This window comes from Selenomonas sp. CM52 (assembly GCF_000292955.1).
Lineage (GTDB): Bacteria > Bacillota > Negativicutes > Selenomonadales > Selenomonadaceae > Selenomonas.
The window spans coordinates 1-19133 of record NZ_ALNM01000009.1 but is presented as its reverse complement, the minus strand read 5'-3'; the positions used below and the strand labels follow the sequence as shown (position 1 = coordinate 19133).

Genomic DNA, 19133 nt, shown 5'->3' with positions numbered 1-19133 from the left:
CATGCAAGATCTCGACACTTTTTTCCCATTCGTTGAAAAGCATCCACCTTCCTGTTACACTAGAAAAAGAATAGAGCAAGGCACACATAAAAAGGGGATGTTATTTATGAAAAACTGGTTCAAAGCTTTTGCAGTCATGGCTTCCTGCGCCATCATGCTCGGCACGGCAGGCGTCGCTTCGGCGGACGAATACGAGTATGAAGGGTACGATGAGAACGGCAACTACGTCTACGCCGTAGCGGACGAAGAGGGCAACGTCGCTGCCGTAGCCGTGGATGCGGACGGCAACTACTCCGTCAGCGCCGAGGGTGCAGACGGCAGCACCTACGACGAGGATGGCTACTACTATTAAGCAAGAAACATGAAAAGCCCGGGATGTGCATGCTCTCTATGCACATCCCGGGCTTTTTCATGCCACGAACCCCGTCACACCAAACGTCGACAGAGACGACCGCCCAAAACAAGAACGAGACGCCACCGCAAACCGCAGTGGCGTCTCGCTATTTATCCCGCCAAAACTCAGCAGGTATGGCACTTCTCGAAGAGACCCTTCTCCTTGAGGAGCTTGACCATCGTCTCGCCGATGTGGGCGACCGTATCGGCAACGGGAATGCCCGCAGCATTCAGAGCCGCGACCTTGTCAGCCGCCGTGCCCTTGCCGCCCGAGATGATCGCGCCGGCATGACCCATGCGCTTGCCCGGAGGCGCCTGACGACCTGCGATAAAGGCAGAAACCGGCTTATCCTTCATGTTCGCCTGAATCCACTTCGCAGCGTCCTCTTCCGCCGTGCCGCCGATTTCGCCGATCATCAGAACGGCCAACGTTTCGGGATCATCCTTGAAGAGCTGCAGAGCGTCGATGAAGTCCGTGCCCTTGACGGGGTCGCCGCCAATGCCGACCGTCGTCGTCTGACCGATGCCCGCATTCGTGAGCTGGAAAGCAGCCTCGTACGTCAAGGTACCGGAGCGCGAGATGACGCCGACATGACCGGGCTTGCTGACCGTAGCCGGCGTGATGCCGAGCTTCGACTGCTTGGATGTCAGAAGACCCGGGCAGTTCGGGCCGACAAGACGCGTCTTCCTGCCTTCCATGTAACGGCGCACCTTCACCATGTCGAGGACAGGGATATGCTCCGTGATGCAGACGACGAGATCGAGACCGGCATCAACCGCTTCCATGATGCTGTCCGCCGCAAAACGAGGTGGAACATAAACGACCGAAGCCGTCGCGCCCGTAGCCTTCACAGCATCCGCAACCGTATTGAACACGGGAACGCCCTCGACCTTCTGACCCGCCTTGCCCGGCGTTACGCCTGCGACAATCTTCGTGCCATAGTCGAGCATCTGCTTCGTGTGGAACGTCGCCGCTTTGCCCGTGATGCCCTGCACGATGACCTTTGTATCTTTATCAATCAAAACTGACATGTGTTTGACCTCCCTTTCGATTTAAGCCTTCGCCTCAGCAACGAGTTTGACAATCTGCTCGGCGCCGCCCTCCATCGTAGGTGCGGGGAAGACGTTGGCAATCGGCGTGTTCTTCAGGATCTCGCGGCCTTCTTCGACCTTCGTGCCCTCAAGACGGACAACGACAGGAACCGGGAGGGATTTGCCGTCCTTGGAGATGATCTTCGCAGCCTCGATGATGCCGTTCGCGATGTTGTCGCAGCGATTGATACCGCCGAAGATGTTGACAAAGATGCCCTTCGCCTGGCCGCCTTCGAGCATGATGTTGAACGCCTTCGCGATCTTCTCAGGCTCGGAGTCGCCGCCGACATCGAGGAAGTTGGCGGGCTCGCCGCCGTAATGCTTGATGATATCGACCGTAGCCATGGCAAGGCCTGCGCCGTTGACCATGCATGCGACATCACCGCCGAGGTTGACGTAGTTGAGGCCGGCAGCCGCAGCTTCACGCTCCTTCGGATCCTCTTCCGTCTCATCGCGCAGTTCGACGATGTCGGGATGGCGGAACAATGCGCTGTCGTCAAAGTTCAGCTTCGCATCGAGGCAGATCACATCATCCTCGGCCGTGACGACGAGCGGATTGATTTCAACCTGCGAGCAGTCCTTGCCAATGAACGCATTGTAAAGCTTCTCCATCAGAGCCGCCGCCTTGCGAATCGCAGGAGCCGGGATGTTGATGGCATACGCCATGCGCGTCGCCTGGAACGGAGCAAGTCCGATGACCGGATCGATATACTCCTTGATGATCTTTTCCGGAGTCTCGGCAGCGACCTTCTCGATCTCGACGCCACCCTCTTCAGAACCCATCATGACGATCCTCGCCGTGGCACGATCAACGACAAAGCTCAGATAGTATTCCTTTTTGATGTTCGAGCCTTCTTCAATCAGGAGGCGACCGACCTTCTTGCCCTCAGGACCCGTCTGATGCGTGACGAGAACCTTGCCAAGCAGCTCCTTCGCGTAGCCTTCGACCTCTTCAACGGACTTGGCGATCTTGACGCCGCCCGCCTTGCCGCGGCCACCCGCGTGGATCTGCGCCTTGACGACCGTGACAGCGGCGCCGAGCTTCTTCGCGTTCTCGACCGCCTCTTCCACGCTGAACGCCGGCAGGCCGTTCGGCACATTGACGCCGAATTCCCGCAGGACTTGCTTGGACTGGTACTCATGAATATTCATAACCATGCCTCCCTGTTGATGGTTCTCGGGACGAGGATATTACTTCCTCTGATTTCATCCCATAAACAACTATATTGTATAATTTTTTTGCTCATTTGTCTAGTGATTTCTTAGAAATATTATCATAGGCAGAACTTATCATATCCTGAATTTATCGAAAAATTCTCGCGCTACGAACCCATTCTCTCAACGTACCAGCGACACGCCCCGACACTTTATGGCACATCCATTCCCAACGGCAGGATGCGGCTCAAACCACACCCTGCTTCAAAAGATCGGTCAGATGGATCATGCCGACCGGCGCCCCCTTCTCGTCGATGACGGGCAGCACCGTCACGGGGCGCGGCTCGTGCTTCTCCATGACGGAGAGCGCCGCCGTCGCCAGTTCATCGGCATGGATCGTCAGCGGCTCAGTAAACATGATCTCGTGCACAGGCTCATCGAGGAAAGCATAGTCCTTCGCGAGTGCGCGGCGAATGATGCCGTCGGTCAGAAGCCCGATGAACTTGCCCGCTGCATCCGTGACAGAGACAGCGCCCAAGCCTTTCTCCGTCATGACAAAGAGCGCATCCTTCGCCGTCTTCTCCCCCGAGACGACAGGGTTTTCCTCGCCCGTGTGCATGACGTCCTGCACCTTGAGGAGAAGCCGTCTGCCGAGTGCGCCACCCGGATGGAAGAGCGCGAAATCCTGCTTCTTGAAATTCCGCACGGACATCACAGCGACGGCGATGGCATCGCCCATGGCGAGCGTCGCCGTCGTGCTCGTTGTCGGCGCAAGTCCCAAGGGGCAAGCCTCTGGCTCATGCCCGATGTCGATGACGTAGTCCGAGTACTCGGCGAGCTGCGAAGCACGGTTGCCTGTCATGGCGATGATGGTCGCACCGATGCGATGGATGACGGGCAGGATCTTCACGACCTCCTGCACCTCGCCGCTGTTGGAAATCGCCAAGACTACATCCTTGTCCGTCACCATGCCGAGGTCGCCGTGAAACGCCTCCGCTGGATGCATGAAGAACGAAGGCGTTCCCGTGCTCGCAAGCGTCGCGGCAATCTTGCGTCCGATATGCCCGGATTTTCCCATGCCCGTGACGACGATGCGAGCCGTGCAGTCCAGCACGCACTCAACCGCACGGCAGAACTCCTCATCCACACTCTCCGTCAGTTTCTTCACCGCCGCCGCTTCCAGCGCCAGCGTTTCCTTTGCCTTTTCCCGTATCACATCTCGCTTCATTCGCCGCTCTCCTTTTCCATTCGACTGTAAATCAACTAAGAAATCTACCTCCCTATTATACACCGCGCGAGAAATTCTGGGTAGAGCGCGAAAAAAGTTGCCGAATCTTTCGGGCGATTCGGCAACTTTCGGCTTGCTGTTCGTCTTTAGCATTCCACGACTCGTCCTCGTCTGCCGCACAGACAGAAAATTTCTTCACTCATGCCGCAGCACCGTCGTGCGCAGGAAGAGGAACAAGAAGAGCGCAGCGGTGGCAATACCGACGGGATATGTAACATCTGTCGAAAGGCCGAAACCTTCCTTCGCCTGCAGGATGTACGTCACCGTGACAGCCGACATGAAGGTCGCAGGAATCATGCCGATGATGTAGTAGATTTTGCCGCGGAACGTACGATAGAGGTAGACAGATCCCGTCCACAGGACAATCATAGCGAGCGTCTGGTTCGTCCATGAAAAGTAGCGCCAGATGATCGAGAAGTCCATCTGTGTAAGAGCAGCACCGACACCAAGGATCGGCACGGCAAGCGCGAGACGTCTGCTCGTCGACTTCTGCTCAAGGCCGAACCAGTCGGCGATTGTCAAACGTGCCGAGCGGAACGCCGTATCGCCCGAAGTGATCGGGCAGGCCACGACGCCGAGCAACGCGAGAGCCGCCCCGACGGGACCGAGGAAGCCGACGCAGATATCGTAGACGACGCCACCGGGACCTGCCGAGGCAAGCACGGCGCCGAGGCCGCCCGTGCTCTCGTAGAAGGTCACGCCTGCCGCCGCCCAGACGAGAGCGATGAAGCCCTCAGAAACCATCGCGCCGTAAAAAACGGGACGCGCGAGACGCTCATCCTTCAGGCAGCGCGCCATCATGGGCGACTGCGTGGCGTGGAACCCCGAAATGGCGCCGCAGGCGACCGTGATGAACATCAGCGGCCAGATCGGCATATCCTTCGGATGGAGGTTCGCCAAGACCATCTCCGGCATGACGTGACCGCCGACGCCCGCAAGCATCGCCCCCATGATGCCGAACGCCATGACGATGAGACAGACGCCGAAAAGCGGATAGAAACGCGCGATCAACGTATCGATCGGCAAAAGTGTAGCAAGGAAGTAATAAATCAAGATGATGATGAGCCAGATCTTGATCGCGCCGATAGAACCGAGCGACAACAGCTTGCCGTCGATGAGCATAGCAGGCCCCGTCGCAAAGACCGTGCCGACGAGGACGAGAAGCACGACCGAGAAGATACGCATGATGAAGAGCATCGTCTTGCCCATGTGATTACCGACGACCTCCGAGATGCTCTTGCCATCTTCACGCAGAGAAATCATGCCCGACATATAGTCGTGCACACCGCCCGCGAAGATCGTGCCGAGAACGATCCAGAAGTAGACGCACGGCCCCCAAAGCGCCCCCTGCAAAGCGCCGAAAATCGGTCCGAGACCAGCGATATTCAAAAGCTGGATCATGAAGACCTTCCACGTCGGCAGAGGAATGTAATCCACACCGTCATCGTGCACCAATGCAGGCGTCGGCTTGTCCGTAGGCGAGAAAATCACGTCGACAACCCTGCCGTAGATGACGTAGCCCAGAATCAAAGCAAGCAATGCCACCAAAAATGTAACCATCGCAAATCACTCTCCTTCTGTCCGTCAGTCTATAGACCGCCGTACCGCCCCTCCTCTCCTTCATATAGGCAATATTCGGACTATTGTTGAAATACATTTACGGATTCAATGTAAACCTTTTTCGCTAAGTTGTCAATAGTGCTTTTCCAACGAAAAAGAGGAGCCTTATCTCGCGCAGCTTCTCTCGCAGAAGAATCGAACGAAAAGCGATGTCATCCGCGCCTCGGGACTCGAAGCCACATACGCCTACCATATCTTTTCCGGCGACAAGAATCCCTCGCGCGCAAAACTTCTGGCGCTCGCCCTCGCGCTCGGACTCGACCTCAAGGAAACGAGCCGTCTGCTGCACGCGGCTCATCTGCCGCAGCTCTACGCCAAGAATAGCTGGGACAGCGTCCTCATCTTCGCGCTCACGCACAAGAAGAGCGTCATGGAAACAAATTTGCTGCTCGACAAGCTTGGCGAAAGCCCCTTGCTCGGGTAGGAGCGCTTCGTATCGCTAAAGTTTATTATTAAATTATATTCAAGTGCCACTTTTTTGAAAAATATGATATAATATTAAAAGATTCCAGATTCCGTCTTTGTAAAGTAGTAGACGAAATCAACTAAATTAGGAGGCGCATTTCTTGACGAAAAATGCACGCGCCTCCCCGAAAAGGAGCTGTACAACATGAACAAAACAAAGGAAACCCCACAAAAGGGCGGCTACGGCATCGGACTGCAAGTCAATGTTGTCATCTTCCTCGGCGTCACACTGATGATCGCCATTCTCATGAGCTTCATCGGCTATCGCTCGTACAACACCATGATTGAAGACGGCATACGGGAAAAGTACAATGAGGTCGGCATGAAGACGGCCGCCATCGAGACGCGCTACACTGCCATCTATCAATCGGGACAGGATCTGAGATCGCGCGTCCAACAGATTCTGTCTCTGCCGCCCGAGCAGCGCAATCGTGACGATCTGATCACCGCCCTGCGCTCGACCGTCGCTTCCAATGACGACATCGTCGGTTCAGGCATCTGCTTCGAGCCAAACGCCTTCGATGGCAAAGATGCCGCATTCGTGAACTCCCCCGCTTCCGACGCCACGGGGCGCGCCATCCCTTATGCGGGCAAGGAAGGCTCCGACATCGTGATCACGCCGCTCGCCGGCTATGAGACGGACGAGTGGTATCAATCCCCGCGCAAGACGCAGAAAATCACGCTGACCGATCCCTACTGGTACGATGTCACGCCGACCCAGCGCACCTACATGCTGACCATCGCCTTCCCTCTCATCGAGGACGGTCGTTTCGTCGGCGCCGTCACGGTGGATTTCGACGCCGCCCCTTTCCAGAGCGACATGGCGGCGATCAGCACGCCGAACAATTTCTTCGCCGTCTTTACCCCGCAGGGAACGCTGCTTGCCCACGGTCTAAAAGATGACGCGGTCTCCAAGAACGTCTATGAAATGCTGGGCGTAAGCGAAAGCGAAGGACAGAAATTCTTCGGCCAGGAGCTCTTCTCCATGGAGCGCACCTCCGAATCCACGGGGCTTCCTACCACCTATATCTTCAACCCCATCAAGCTCAAGGGCATCGAACAGCCTTGGGGGGCGCTCGTCGCCGTCTCCAACGAGATGTTCACGCATGAGGCAAAGGCACTCGTCCTCATATCGCTGCTGATTGCAGTAGCTTGCGGTGCAGGTCTCATCGCGCTCATGAGCTTCTTCATCCACAAGCGCGTCTCCGCACCTCTAAAGGATATGGCGGGCATGATCGAGCGCTTTGCAGGACTCGATCTGCAGAAAGAGAAAAATATGCACCTCGCGAAATACCTGGAGCGCGGCGATGAGATCGGCATCATCACACGCGCCTGCGGCAAAATGGCGAACAGCCTGCGCGACATCGTCGGAAAGATCAACGGCAATTCCCAATCCGTCGCCGCCACGAGCGAGGAACTGACCGCTACGACGCAAAGCACGGCCAACAGCGCACGCGACGTGACGACGGCCATCCACAACATTGCCGACGGTGCATCGAAGCAGGCGCAGGACACGCAGGAGGCTTCCGATCACCTGGACGAAATCCAGACCCTGCTCGACGGCAATCAGGAAATTCTCGAAAAAATTAATGAAGGAACCGCCGCCGTGCGCCAGCGCAAGGATGAAGGTATCGCCATCCTCGCCGATGTCATGAAGAAATCGGCAGAAACCTCCCGAGCGACCGAAGAAGTGGCTCGCGTCGTCATCGAGACGAACAAGAGCGCGGAAAAGATCGAAGTGGCCAGCCAGATGATCCAGTCGATTTCCGAGCAGACGAACCTTCTCGCCCTGAATGCCGCCATCGAAGCAGCACGGGCCGGAGAGGCAGGACGCGGCTTCACCGTCGTCGCGGACGAGATCCGCAAGCTCGCGGAGCAGAGCCGCAGCTTCACCGACGAAATCAGCGCCATCATCGGCGGACTCAAAGAGAAATCTCAAGAGGCGGTCGACACGATGGAAGTGTCCCGGCATCTCGTCGACGAAACGCGCACGAGTCTCGATGAAACGCAGGAAAAATTCCGCCGCATCGACGAAGCCGTCGAAGAGACGGAGCAGGTCGTCAAGAGGATGAACGACTCGACGCGGAATATCGTGGACAAAAGCCACTCCGTTTCCCAAGTGATCGAGAGCCTTTCGGCGCTCGCACAGGAAAACGCCGCGACGAGTGAGGAGGGCAACAGCGCCGTGGAGACGCAGACGCAGTCCCTGCAGAATATCGCCGATGCAAGCGAAGGTCTCGCCGAAATCGCCACAAGTCTGCAAGGCGAAGTCGCCAAGATCCAAGTGTAGGACGCATCCTTGACTGCATGAAGAATCCCCCGAGAAGATTTCTCGGGGGATTCTTCATGCAGCAACGCTCTGCCGCTCTTCACACATCGCGCGATAATAACGAACGCATGCAGATCACTTCACTTTATTCGTAGCGAAGCGCGTCGATCGGGTCGAGCTTCGCGGCCTTTCTTGCCGGATAGATGCCGAAGAAGAGACCGATACCGACGGCGAACGAGAAGGATACGAGGATCGGCGTCGCCGTGATGACGGTCTTGAATTCGCCGACATGAGAGATGGCAACGGAGATGGCGCAGCCGAGGCAGATGCCGAGGATGCCGCCGACGACGCCCATGACGACGGATTCGATGAGGAACTGCAGCATGATGTTGCCGAAGGTCGCGCCGAGCGCCTTCCGTATGCCGATCTCACGCGTGCGCTCCGTGACCGAGACCATCATGATGTTCATGATGCCGATGCCGCCGACGAGGAGCGAGATGCCCGCGATACTGCCAAGGAGGATCGTCAGCATCGTCGTCTGCTGCGTCACCGTCTCGACGAGGCTCGTGAGGTTGTTGACGGTGAAGTCGTTATCCTTGCCATTCAGGATGTGGTGACGCTGGCGCAGCAGCGTTTCGACCTCGCTCTGTACCTGGACGATCTTCGAGGCCTCGCTGACCTGCAGGTTGATCATCTGGATGTGCGTGATGCCGAGAAGACGCTCCTGCTCCGTCATCAGAGGAACGATGACCACATCGTCCTGATCTTGGCCCATGGAGGACTGTCCCTTGCTCGCGAGGACGCCGATGATCTTAAACGGCTGATTGTGGATGCGAATGTTCTTGCCGATGGGGTTCTCACTGCCGAAGAGATTCCTAGCGACGGTCGGGCCGATGACGGCGACGCGCTGGCGCTTGTCGTTGTCCGTCTGCGAGATGAAGGTGCCGACGGTCAGCGTGAGCGAGCGGATCGCCATGTACTCGGGCGTCACGCCCATGACAACGGTATTCCAGTTTTGATTGCCGTAGACAATCTGATAGGAGCGCTGCACGATGGGCGAAACGTGGTCGATGTTCTTGATCTTCTTTTTGATCGCCATGGCATCGTCGTACTTCAGCGACTCGCGCGATCCTGCCGCGCCGCGAATGCCGCCCGAGTTCGCCGCGCCGGGCGTGACGATGAGCATGTTGCTGCCGAGGCTCGCCATCGAGTCCTCGACGTTACTCTTGACGCCCATGCCGATGGAGACCATCGCAATGACGGCGGCGACGCCGATGATGATGCCGAGCATGGTGAGGACGGAGCGCAGTTTGTTCGCAAAGAGCTCATGCAGGGCGATGGTGATGCTTTCCCAAATCAACAAGCGACTTCCCTCCTATACGACATCCATCTTGACGCCCCTGCCCTCGTCGCGCGTGATGAGTCCGTCGCGCACGAGGAGCTGACGGCTCGCGCAAGCGGCGATGTCCGGCTCGTGCGTGACGAGGATGATCGTGCGCCCGGCGGCATGAAGCTTCTCGAAGAGCTCCATGATCTCATGCGTCGACTTCGTGTCGAGATTGCCCGTTGGCTCATCTGCCATGACGATGTGCGGATCGTTGACGAGGGCGCGCGCGATGGCGACGCGCTGGCGCTGACCGCCCGAAAGCTCGTTGGGCTGATGGTCGGCACGGTCGGCAAGACCGACGGCTTCCAAGAGGTGCATGGCGCGCTCGCGCCGCTCGCCTCTTCCGACGCCCGCATAGATGAGCGGCAGGGCGACGTTTTCAGCTGCGCTGCTCTTCGAGAGCAGGTTGAAGTTCTGAAATACGAAGCCAATCTTCTTATTGCGCGTGAGCGCGAGCGCGTCGTCCGAGAGGTGCGCGACCTCCTCGCCGTCGAGCTTGTACGATCCTTCCGTCGGGCGGTCGAGGCAGCCGAGGATGTTCATGAGCGTCGACTTGCCCGAGCCGGACGGCCCCATGAGGGCGGCGAACTCGCCCTTTCGTATCGTAAGATCAACGCCCGCGAGCGCGGCGACGATTTGATCGCCCATCGGATAGAGTTTCTTGATGCCCCGAAGCTCGATCGTCGCCTTTTCCTGCGCCGCTCGCTCTTCCTTCGCCTTTTGCTCCATGATCGTTCCTTTCCGCACTTACATCGGCGGGTGGCCGCCGCCGCCCATCATCATGACCTGCGGCTGCGTCGCCGTGTAGGAAATCGACACGGTTTCGCCCTCGATGAGACCGTCGAGGATTTCCACATAGTCATCACTGTAGATGCCTGTCTTGACAGGGCGGTTCTCCTTCGTGCCGTCGGGCATCTCGACGACGACGTATGTTCCCGAGGCGTCCGTCTTCAATGCGGCGATGGGAACGGCGAGCGCGCTGGGCTTCGTCGCCGTCTCGATTTCAAGACGCGCCGTCATGGCCGGCAGCAGCAGGTTCTCGGGGTCGTCGACATCGAGCGTCACATAGTAATAAATGACGCTCGCAGTAGAAGTCGTCGTCGTGCTCGACGAGGACACGGTCTGCCACGTATTCGCGGTGTCCGTCTGGCTGATCTTCGCGACGCGTGCCGTGAAGGTCTTGCCCGAGTGCGCATCGACCGTGAACGTCGCCTGCTGGCCGACCTTGATATTGCCGATGTCCGTCTCATCGACCTTCGCCATGATCTGCTTCTTCGAGAGGTCGGCGATGCGCATGATGACAGTCGGATAGTCTGTGCCCGCCGTCGCCATCGTACCCGCCGTCTTGGGCTTGCCGACGACGATGCCGCTGATCGGCGCTTGGATGATCGTCTCAGCGAGATCGGACTCCGTCTCTTCCAAGACGCTCTTGGCAGCATCGTAGTTGTACTGCGCGTCCTCGAACGTCGTCTGCGGATTCGCGCCGATGCTGTAGAGGTAGGCTTCGCGGTCGTACTTCGCCTTGGCGTTCGTGACCTTGAACTGCGCCTGATCGCGCTTCGTTGCGAGCGACTTGGCATCGAGTGTCGCGACCGTCTCGCCTGCCGTCACGATGTCGTTTTCCTTGACGAGCACATTCTTGATGCGCGCCGTGATCTTCGAGCTGACCTCGACGGAATCGACAGGAATGATCGTGCCCGTCGCCGACACGGTGGACTTCATCTCCATGCGCACGACCGTCGCCGTCTCGCCCGCAGATTCTCGCATGGCCTTTTCTGCCTGCTGCACCTCATAGTAGCTGTAGCCGCCAAAAGCGCAGCCAGCGAGGACGAGCGCGGTCACTGCTATCTTCGCCTTCGTGCCGAAGGTGATGTCCTTGCCGAAAATCTTCATGCCCGCCCTCCATTTCCGGCTGCCGCTGCCGCCGCATTCGCTGCACTGTCCGTATCAGCTGCATTCGTCGCATTTGCCGCGTTCGCTGTATTCATTGTATTCGAAACCTTCGCGCCTGCCGCCCTTTCCTTCTGCACGGCAGACTGCTTCGCCGCCGCTGCCTCAGACGCGGGGAAAGGAATGACCGTCCTGTCCTGACGCTCCTTCATCGCCTTCTCGTTCTCTTCATAGGCGTGCACCGCATCCTTGCGGCTGATCTCAGCTCTCGCCAGCGGCACGGCGTCCATGGCGTCCGCCGCACGCTGCTCACTCTCCGTGAGGCTCTGCCCCATGGCGTTTTCCACCTGCGCCTTGCCGCGCGCAAAGTCGTACTGTGCGCTGATGTGGTTCATCTCCGCCTTCGAGAGCGCAAGCTGCGCGTCGATGACGTCGAGCATGATGCCTTCACCCGCGCGGTACTTCTCGCGTGCGATGAAGTAGTCCTCCTTCGCCTTGTCTACGGCGTCCTGCGTCGAGTTCAGACGGTTTTCCGCCTCCTTCATCGAAAAGTACGCCGCGCGGATGTCGTAGTCCACATCGTTCCTGTCCTTTTCCAGCTGCAGCCGCGCGGCATCGAGCGCCGCTTCCGCCGCCTCGATGCGCGCCTTTTTCCTGCCGCCGTCGAAGATGTTCCAGTTCATATTGATGCCCGCCGTCACGCCGCGGCTGTCCGATGAAGTCGGCTCGAAATCCTTGTTTGCCGACGCGCTCAGCGAGAAGTCGATCTGCGGCGTATAGCCCGCTTTGACCACCTCAATGTCGAGCTCCTTGCGCGCGACGTCGTAGCTGTCGATCCAAAGCTCCTTGCGATTTTCAGCGCCGAAGGCGAGACAGTCGGAAAGTGCAGGGGCGAACGGGCTGTATACGGCATCATCGGTGAGGCGAAGCGGCTCATCCCTGTCCATGTTCACAAGATTCCTAAGCTTCGCCAGACTGATCTCATAGTCGTTCTCCGACTTGATGAGCGTCTGGCGTGCATCGGAAAGCTCCACGGAGGCACGCAGCACGTCCATGCGCGCCTTGCTGCCCGCCGAGAAAAGCTGTTCGACGTTCGTCAAATGCGCCTGATAATTGTCGACGGACGCCTTGTTCACACCGACGGTCTTCTTCGCCTGCAGCGCGTTGTAATACGCCTCAATGACGGAAAGACGCAGCTTCTCCTCGGCGCGTGCCGTCTTGAGGCGCGCCGTCAAGATGGCGATCTTGGCGCTGTCGATGCCGCCGCTCGCCTTGCCGCCGTCCCAGATATTGATGCCGCTCTTGACGGACGCCTGAAGCCCCGACGACGTCGTGTTGCCGCGATCATTCCAATTTCTGCCGACAGAATAGCCGCCCGAAGCGCTGACGGAAAAGCCCTTTTCGCTCTTCGCCTCGCCGAGCGAAGCAAGCGCCGACTCCTCCGCCTGCTTCGTGATCTTCAGATCCGCATTCTGCGAAAGCGCAAGTTCGACCGCGCCCGCAAGCGAAAGGTCAGCCGCCGCTCCCACGGATGACACGCTGTAAAGGAAAGCTCCCGCCAATAAAAGCGACCAAGGCTTCCTGCACCATTTCTTCATCGTCTCTCTCCTCCCCGAGGGATATACTTTCACTTATGTTGCTTATTATACTGCCCGTTCCCTCGTCTAACAATAAGAAATCGCTGAGCTTTAAAGGGATTTAACGATTTTTCGCGAAAGGTGTAGAATAAAGGATAAGGAAAGGGAGTATCCCCAATGCCTGAGCAAAACTTCGCCCGTGCGCTGCAGATCCTGCAGCAGACCTTCGGCTACAAGAGCTTCCGCCCTGCGCAGGAGACGGTCGTCAAGAGCCTGCTCGAAGGCCGCGAGACCGTCGCCATCATGCCCACGGGCGCGGGAAAGTCCATCTGCTTCCAAGTGCCCGCCCTGCTGCTCCCGGGCGTCACGCTCGTCATCTCGCCCTTGATCTCGCTGATGAAAGATCAGGTCGACGCACTCGCAGAGGCCGGCGCACCTGCGACATTCATCAACAGCTCGCTCGGGCAGGCGGAGGCTCGCGAAAGGTTTCGCGCCATCGCGCAAGGCGCGTACAAGATCGTCTACGTCGCGCCCGAGCGGCTCGAAACCGACTTCTTCCAATCCCTGCTGCAAGAGCAGACCGTTTCCTTCATCGCCATCGACGAGGCGCACTGCCTGTCGCAGTGGGGGCACGACTTCCGCCCGAGCTATCGCGCCATCGCGCCCTTCATCGAACGTCTGCCGAAGCGTCCCTTGATCGGCGCCTTCACGGCGACGGCGACGCCGCGCGTCAAAGACGACATCATCTCACTCCTCGCACTTCGCCGCCCCGCCGTGCACGTCGCAGGCTTCGACCGGCCGAACCTCTTCTTCGGCGTCCTCACAGGCGTCGACCGCAAGGACTTCATCGCGAACTACCTGCGCACGCATCGCGAAGAAGCCGGCATCATCTACTGCGCGACGCGCAAGGAGACGGACGCCGTCAGCCGCTTCTTGCAGCAAAAAAAATTCGCCGTGCGCCCCTACCATGCAGGGCTCATCGACGAAGAGCGCTCAAAGGCGCAGGACGACTTCCTTTACGACAACGTGCAGGCGATCGTCGCGACGAACGCCTTCGGCATGGGCATCGACAAGTCGAACGTGCGCTTCGTCATCCACTACAACATGCCGAAGAACATCGAATCATACTATCAGGAAGCGGGCCGTGCGGGGCGCGACGGCGAGCCGGGCGAGTGCATCCTGCTCTTTTCGCCGCAGGACGTCATGACGCAGAAGTATCTGATCGACGTTTCGACCGAGGACGCGGCGCACAAGGCGCACGAGCTTGGCTGCCTGCAGAAGATGTCGGACTACTGCCACACGCCCGACTGTCTGCGCGCCTTCATCCTGCGCTACTTCGGCGAGAGCGCTCCCGCCGCCTCCTGCGATCACTGCAGCAGCTGCAAGGGCGACTTCGAGCGGCGCGACGTGACGCTTGATGCGCAGAAAATCTTCTCGTGCGTCTACCGCATGAGAGGACGCTACGGCATGACGCTGACAGCGCAGGTGCTCAAAGGCTCCGCCGAGCAGCGCGTGCGCACGCTGCACCTCGACGAACTGTCGACCTACGGCATCATGCAGGAGCAGACGCTCGCCGAGATCAAGCGCTCGATTCAACGCTTCATCGCCACGGGGTATCTCTCTCTCACCGAGAGCGAATACCCCGTGCTGCAGCTCGCAGAACCCGCCTACGCTGTACTGCGCGGCAAGGAGCAAGTCTTCCAAAACTTCCCAAAGAAGCAGAAGGAAAAGCCCGTCGACATCTCGCTCTTCGACTACCTAAGGGCGCTCAGAAAAGAACTCGCCGCCCGCGACCGCGTGCCGCCCTACGTCATCTTCTCCGACGCGACGCTGCGCGACATGTGCCGCATTCTGCCCGAAACGCTCGACGACTTCCTGCACGTCAAGGGCGTCGGCGAAAGAAAGTGCGCGCGCTACGGCGAAGCCTTCCTCGCATGCATCAAAGAGCATCGCACATAAGCGAAAAGGCGGCGCAAGAGCTTTTTCTGCTGCCCTTGCGCCGCCTTTATAGGCACGCGCCGATGAATTTTTTCTCACGCCACCTTGCGGAACACATGCAGCCCAATGAGGAGCTGCACGAAGAGCAGCACGGCCAAGAGAACGAACGACGCCAGAAGGCTCGTACTGTGCGCGATGAAACCGATGGCGGCAGGCCCCATGAGCACGCCGAGGTAACCGCACGTCGACACCGCCGCGACCGCCGCATTGATCGTCATATCCTGCTGCTTTCCCATCAATGAGAAGAAAATCGGCACGATGTTCGCGCAGCCGAAACCGATCGCGAAGAAGCCGGGGAAGATGAGCCACGCGGAGGACGAAACGATCACGAGCAAGAAACCCGCGATGGCGATGACCGAACCGAAGAATACGACGCGGCGCGCACCCAGGCGATTGACAATCGCATCACCCAAGAGCCGCATGAGAAGCATCGCCGCAGAAAAGACAGCGAAGCCCGTGCCCGCAAGAGACATGTCCATCGCGCGCACCTCCGTGAGAAACACACCCGACCAGTCCATGACAGCGCCCTCGACGAGGAAGGATATACCGGCGACCGCCGCGACAAAGGCGACGATGCCGTGCGGCACGGCGAGCGCCCTGCCCTCGGGCGCACTCCTGCCCGCGAGCAAAAATCGCGCGAAGGCGAGCACCAAGAGCACGATGATGCCTGCCGAACACGCCGTCGCGCCCAAGGGCGTGAATCCGAGCGCCATCCAAACGCCGAAAAGTCCCGCCCCCATGAAGCCGCCCACGCTCCAAAGCGCGTGCATGCCGCTCATCACGCGCCTCTTCAAAAGCTGCTCGACGCGCACGGCATGGATATTGATTGTGACATCAATAATTCCCATGGAAGAGCCGAACAAAAGGAGTGTCGGTACAGCTAGAACGATATTGTCCACCATGGCAAGAGCCACAAGAAGCGCCGCAAAGACGAGCGAATCGACAGCGATCACGCGGCGGCAGCCGAAATGCCCGGCCAATACTCCTGCAAAAGGCATCGTCACCAGTGAGCCGACGCCGATGCAAAGAAGCAAGAGTCCAAGTACATCCTCAGCGACACCGAGTCGCGCCTTCAAAAGCGGCACGAGAGGCGCCCAAGATGCTACGCCGAAGCCGCCGACAAAGAAAAAAGCCTGATTGGCGCGATGCAGCAAACTGCGCGAGCGATCAACTGGCAAACCGTTGTTTTGCATATTCAACCCCCTTGTTCTAGGGGAGACTAACACATTCCCGATGGCTTGTCAACCGATAAACAGCAGCCTAAACGAAGTCTTGCTGCAACTTCGCGCACGATTTTGCACACGAGAAAAAGCAAAGTATATGCAGAGCCATCAAAAAGGAGGTTCATCCCATGAAGAAAATCCATGCACTCTCCCTCGCAGCCGTCCTCCTGCTCGCTCCCATTGCGCCTGTCTCAGACAACTTGCCCCTTGCATCCGTTGTCCATGCGGCAGCGCAGCAGGATACGATCAAAGAATCCACGCTCCCGGCAAAGGCCGCCGACGACAAAGACGAGGAACGCTCCGTCGAGGCTCCCGTGCCGTGGCTCCTCGTCGAAGACCATCGCATCGAAGCCTACGACGCCAACGGTAAGTGCGTGACCTACAGCAGTCACCCCCTGCTGCGCATCAAAGGCAGTGCACGCGCCCCGCTCGCACGCGGTCTCGACGCTTGGAACAGGCAGGAAGCGCAAGATGCGAAGCGTGGTTTCGATTTCGCCTACGAATACAAGAAAGAGGATCGTGATAACGGCGTTCTCAAAGAGACTTCCTACTTCGACTACTCTGTCATCACGAAGTGGGGGCGCGTCGACGAACAGATGATCAGCTTCTGCAGCTTCGCTATCACCTACTCGGGCGGCATACACCCGATGCACGGCGAAGGCGGCACGACCTTCGATACACGAACGGGAAAAAAAGTCCCCCTCGCCGCCCTCGTCACGAACCGCGAAGCATTGCTCCAAGCCCTTGCTGCCGCCTTCCATGCTCAATACCCAGGACGTGAGGAAGAACTGTTCGCCTTCGACATCCGCGAGCAGCTCGAACGGATTCACCCCGCAGAAAAAGCTCTCGACACCTTCTCTTGGTACATGGGCACGCGCGGCGAACTCGTCTTCCTCTACTCGCCCTACGCTCTCGCCCCCTACGCCTCCGGCGACTTCACGCTCACCATCGAGCGCGCGGACGCTCCGCAGCTTTTCATCGACGCGTATTCTATAGATTGATAAAAGGAGATCTTTCTCATGAAAGCAAAAGCACTCGCTCGCTTCCTGCTCCTCGTCGCCCTGCTGCTCCCTACACACCTCTCTTCGGCAACCGCTTTGCCCGAAGAAGCACTCTCTCTGGGCGGCCTCAAGATCGGCAGCTCCCGCGCCTACGTGGAAAGCATCTACGGCACACCCGACCGCCTGGAAAGCAGCATGTATACGAACATCGGACCCAACCATTCCGACGTAAAAGTTCTCTATTACTATTACGGCAACTCATTCAAAATCCTCATCCGCACGGACAGAGACAGCGTCATGGATATCAACACTACCGCCAACAACGGCATCGAAACACCGCAAGGCCTGCACGTCGGCAGCACCACAGCCGACATCGAGCGCGCCTTCGGCTGGCTGCCCGAGGGACTTGAAGGAAACGGCACCCCTATGAACTATGCCTATAGTTATGAAGGCATAGACTCCACCCTCATCTTCTACACTTACGAAGACGGCACGATCTACGAAATCCGCCTGATGGAGGATCTGTTCTGACGAACGGACAAAAATAAAAAACAGGTGCGGTCTGTATGGTTTCAATACAGACCGCACCTGTTTTTTGCAGACGGTTCCCTCACTCCTCCACCAGCCCCATAAAAGTCGCAAAGAACGCCTTGAGCTTTTCGATGACGCCCGCCTTCTTCTCGGCGCGAGCGCCGCCGAAGCGGCGAACGGGCGGCAGGATCGTATCAATCGCCGTGCCCGTCGTCTTGAACCTGCCGTCGCGCAGCGCACTTCGGACGAACTTCTCCGTCTCCTCGGGCTTCAGCTTCTCCTCCTGCACGATTTTTTCGAGCGCCTTTTCCTTCTCCGCATCGACATAGGTGCGCCAGTCCTCCATCACCTTCGTACTCGTGTTGACCGTCTTGATGAAGCCGTCGATCAGCTCCTTCTTGCTCCGAAGCTCGGGACTTGCGCCGACCGCGCGGTCGATCGCGCCGATGATGCTCTGATCCATGCCGTTCGATGCATGATACTTCTCCACAAGCAGCAGAATGTAGTCGATATTGATGTCCACCTGCCGGATCAATTCCAGCTCGAACACGACATCGTCGTTGATGTTCTCCTTCTCCGCATTTCCCGCGCCCGTCATCTCGCGATGAATGTCCAAGTACATGCTCTGGTAATCCTGCGAATCGCGCGGTGGCAGGAGCGGATCATTCTCCTCGAAATCATCAAACGCCGTGAGAATGTTCCTGAGGCGCAGAATGTTGCCGAAGATGCGCACGAAATCCTTCTGCGTCTGCTCGCCCAAGATCGGCTCACCGACAGCGAACTTCTCGCGCAGCTCTAGGATAAGCTCCGCATAGCCCTTGTGATGACGGCCGCTCGCATCGTCATAGCCGTCGTAGTAGTCACGAAAACCTCGCAGCAGCACGACGCTCTCGGCATTCTCATCACCGAAAAGCGAGATCGCATCGTCCGTCGCTTTCGCCAGATTGCGAAAAGCGACGATATTGCCAAACGTCTTGACCGAATTCAAAATGCGGTTCGTGCGTGAAAACGCCTGAATCAGCCCATGGTACTTGAGGTTCTTGTCCACCCAAAGCGTGTTGAGCGTCGTCGCGTCAAAGCCCGTGAGGAACATATTGACGACGATGAGCAAATCGATCTCGCGCTTCTTCATGCGCTGAGAAAGATCCTTGTAATAATTCTGAAAGGAATCCCCGTCCGTCGAAAAATTCGTAGAAAAACGCGCATTATAGTCCGCAATCGCGTCCGAAAGGAAGTCGCGGCTC

15 protein-coding genes and 1 pseudogene are annotated in these 19133 nt (G+C 58.2%); 5 read left to right on the top strand and 11 right to left on the bottom strand.

Annotated elements, in window-relative coordinates; genetic code table 11:
- The first annotated feature begins 106 nt into the window (after positions 1–106).
- On the top strand, positions 107–352 hold the full coding sequence (locus HMPREF1153_RS01095) for a hypothetical protein (protein WP_009645133.1): 246 nt from the start codon (positions 107–109) through the stop codon (positions 350–352).
- Positions 353–519: 167 nt separating this feature from the next.
- Here the strand turns inward: HMPREF1153_RS01095 and sucD are convergent, their stop codons facing one another.
- The 5 genes from sucD to HMPREF1153_RS12865 all read right to left on the bottom strand — a co-directional run bounded on the left by sucD (position 520) and on the right by HMPREF1153_RS12865 (position 5906).
- A complete protein-coding gene (sucD, locus tag HMPREF1153_RS01090) occupies positions 520–1425 on the bottom strand; it encodes a succinate--CoA ligase subunit alpha (RefSeq protein WP_009645156.1) in 906 nt (301 codons plus the stop codon).
- Between the two features lie 21 nt (positions 1426–1446).
- Positions 1447–2637, bottom strand: coding sequence for an ADP-forming succinate--CoA ligase subunit beta (gene sucC, locus HMPREF1153_RS01085; protein WP_009645122.1), 1191 nt, complete (start codon positions 2635–2637; stop codon positions 1447–1449).
- Between the two features lie 250 nt (positions 2638–2887).
- Positions 2888–3868: a KpsF/GutQ family sugar-phosphate isomerase gene (locus tag HMPREF1153_RS01080; protein WP_009645107.1), complete on the bottom strand. Its 981-nt coding sequence runs from the start codon at positions 3866–3868 to the stop codon at positions 2888–2890.
- Positions 3869–4063: 195 nt separating this feature from the next.
- Entirely contained in the window at positions 4064–5488 is a 1425-nt protein-coding gene (locus HMPREF1153_RS01075) for a carbon starvation CstA family protein (protein WP_009645118.1), read from the bottom strand.
- Positions 5489–5612: 124 nt separating this feature from the next.
- The gene (locus HMPREF1153_RS12865; protein WP_198003301.1) at positions 5613–5906 is read right to left on the bottom strand and encodes a hypothetical protein; all 294 of its coding nucleotides are present in this window, start codon (positions 5904–5906) and stop codon (positions 5613–5615) included.
- A gap of 252 nt (positions 5907–6158) precedes the next feature.
- On the opposite strand from HMPREF1153_RS12865, the gene HMPREF1153_RS01065 reads away from it, so the two are divergent.
- Positions 6159–8303, top strand: coding sequence for a methyl-accepting chemotaxis protein (locus HMPREF1153_RS01065; protein ID WP_009645070.1), 2145 nt, complete (start codon positions 6159–6161; stop codon positions 8301–8303).
- A 124-nt stretch (positions 8304–8427) separates the two neighbouring features.
- On the opposite strand, the gene HMPREF1153_RS01060 is transcribed toward HMPREF1153_RS01065, so the two are convergent.
- From HMPREF1153_RS01060 to HMPREF1153_RS01045, 4 genes are read right to left on the bottom strand one after another with little or no spacing between them, the layout of a single operon-like run.
- A complete protein-coding gene (locus HMPREF1153_RS01060; RefSeq protein ID WP_009645137.1) occupies positions 8428–9645 on the bottom strand; it encodes an ABC transporter permease in 1218 nt (405 codons plus the stop codon).
- A 12-nt stretch (positions 9646–9657) separates the two neighbouring features.
- Entirely contained in the window at positions 9658–10398 is a 741-nt protein-coding gene (locus HMPREF1153_RS01055; RefSeq protein ID WP_009645082.1) for an ABC transporter ATP-binding protein, read from the bottom strand.
- 18 nt (positions 10399–10416) lie between these two features.
- Positions 10417–11562, bottom strand: a complete 1146-nt coding sequence (locus HMPREF1153_RS01050; protein WP_009645150.1) for an efflux RND transporter periplasmic adaptor subunit — start codon at positions 11560–11562, stop codon at positions 10417–10419.
- Positions 11559–13157 (bottom strand): TolC family protein, encoded by a 1599-nt coding sequence (locus HMPREF1153_RS01045; RefSeq protein ID WP_009645161.1) that lies wholly within the window; start codon positions 13155–13157, stop codon positions 11559–11561. Before HMPREF1153_RS01045 ends, HMPREF1153_RS01050 begins: the two co-directional genes overlap by 4 nt.
- Positions 13158–13313: 156 nt before the next feature.
- Here HMPREF1153_RS01045 and recQ point away from each other — a divergent pair, with 156 nt between their 5' ends.
- Complete coding sequence (gene recQ / locus HMPREF1153_RS01040) at positions 13314–15095, top strand: DNA helicase RecQ (RefSeq protein WP_009645097.1); 1782 nt, start codon at positions 13314–13316, stop codon at positions 15093–15095.
- A 74-nt stretch (positions 15096–15169) separates the two neighbouring features.
- On the opposite strand, the gene HMPREF1153_RS01035 is transcribed toward recQ, so the two are convergent.
- On the bottom strand, positions 15170–16327 hold the full coding sequence (locus tag HMPREF1153_RS01035) for an MFS transporter (protein ID WP_009645135.1): 1158 nt from the start codon (positions 16325–16327) through the stop codon (positions 15170–15172).
- 158 nt (positions 16328–16485) lie between these two features.
- Here HMPREF1153_RS01035 and HMPREF1153_RS01030 point away from each other — a divergent pair, with 158 nt between their 5' ends.
- Together HMPREF1153_RS01030 and HMPREF1153_RS01025 are read left to right on the top strand one after the other, a co-directional pair.
- Positions 16486–17358, top strand: a complete 873-nt coding sequence (locus HMPREF1153_RS01030; protein WP_009645141.1) for an RsiV family protein — start codon at positions 16486–16488, stop codon at positions 17356–17358.
- A gap of 18 nt (positions 17359–17376) precedes the next feature.
- The gene (locus HMPREF1153_RS01025; protein ID WP_009645145.1) at positions 17377–17889 is read left to right on the top strand and encodes a hypothetical protein; all 513 of its coding nucleotides are present in this window, start codon (positions 17377–17379) and stop codon (positions 17887–17889) included.
- 79 nt (positions 17890–17968) lie between these two features.
- Here HMPREF1153_RS01025 and HMPREF1153_RS01020 read toward each other — a convergent pair.
- Positions 17969–19133: pseudogene (locus HMPREF1153_RS01020) on the bottom strand (type I restriction endonuclease subunit R); the annotation flags it as partial.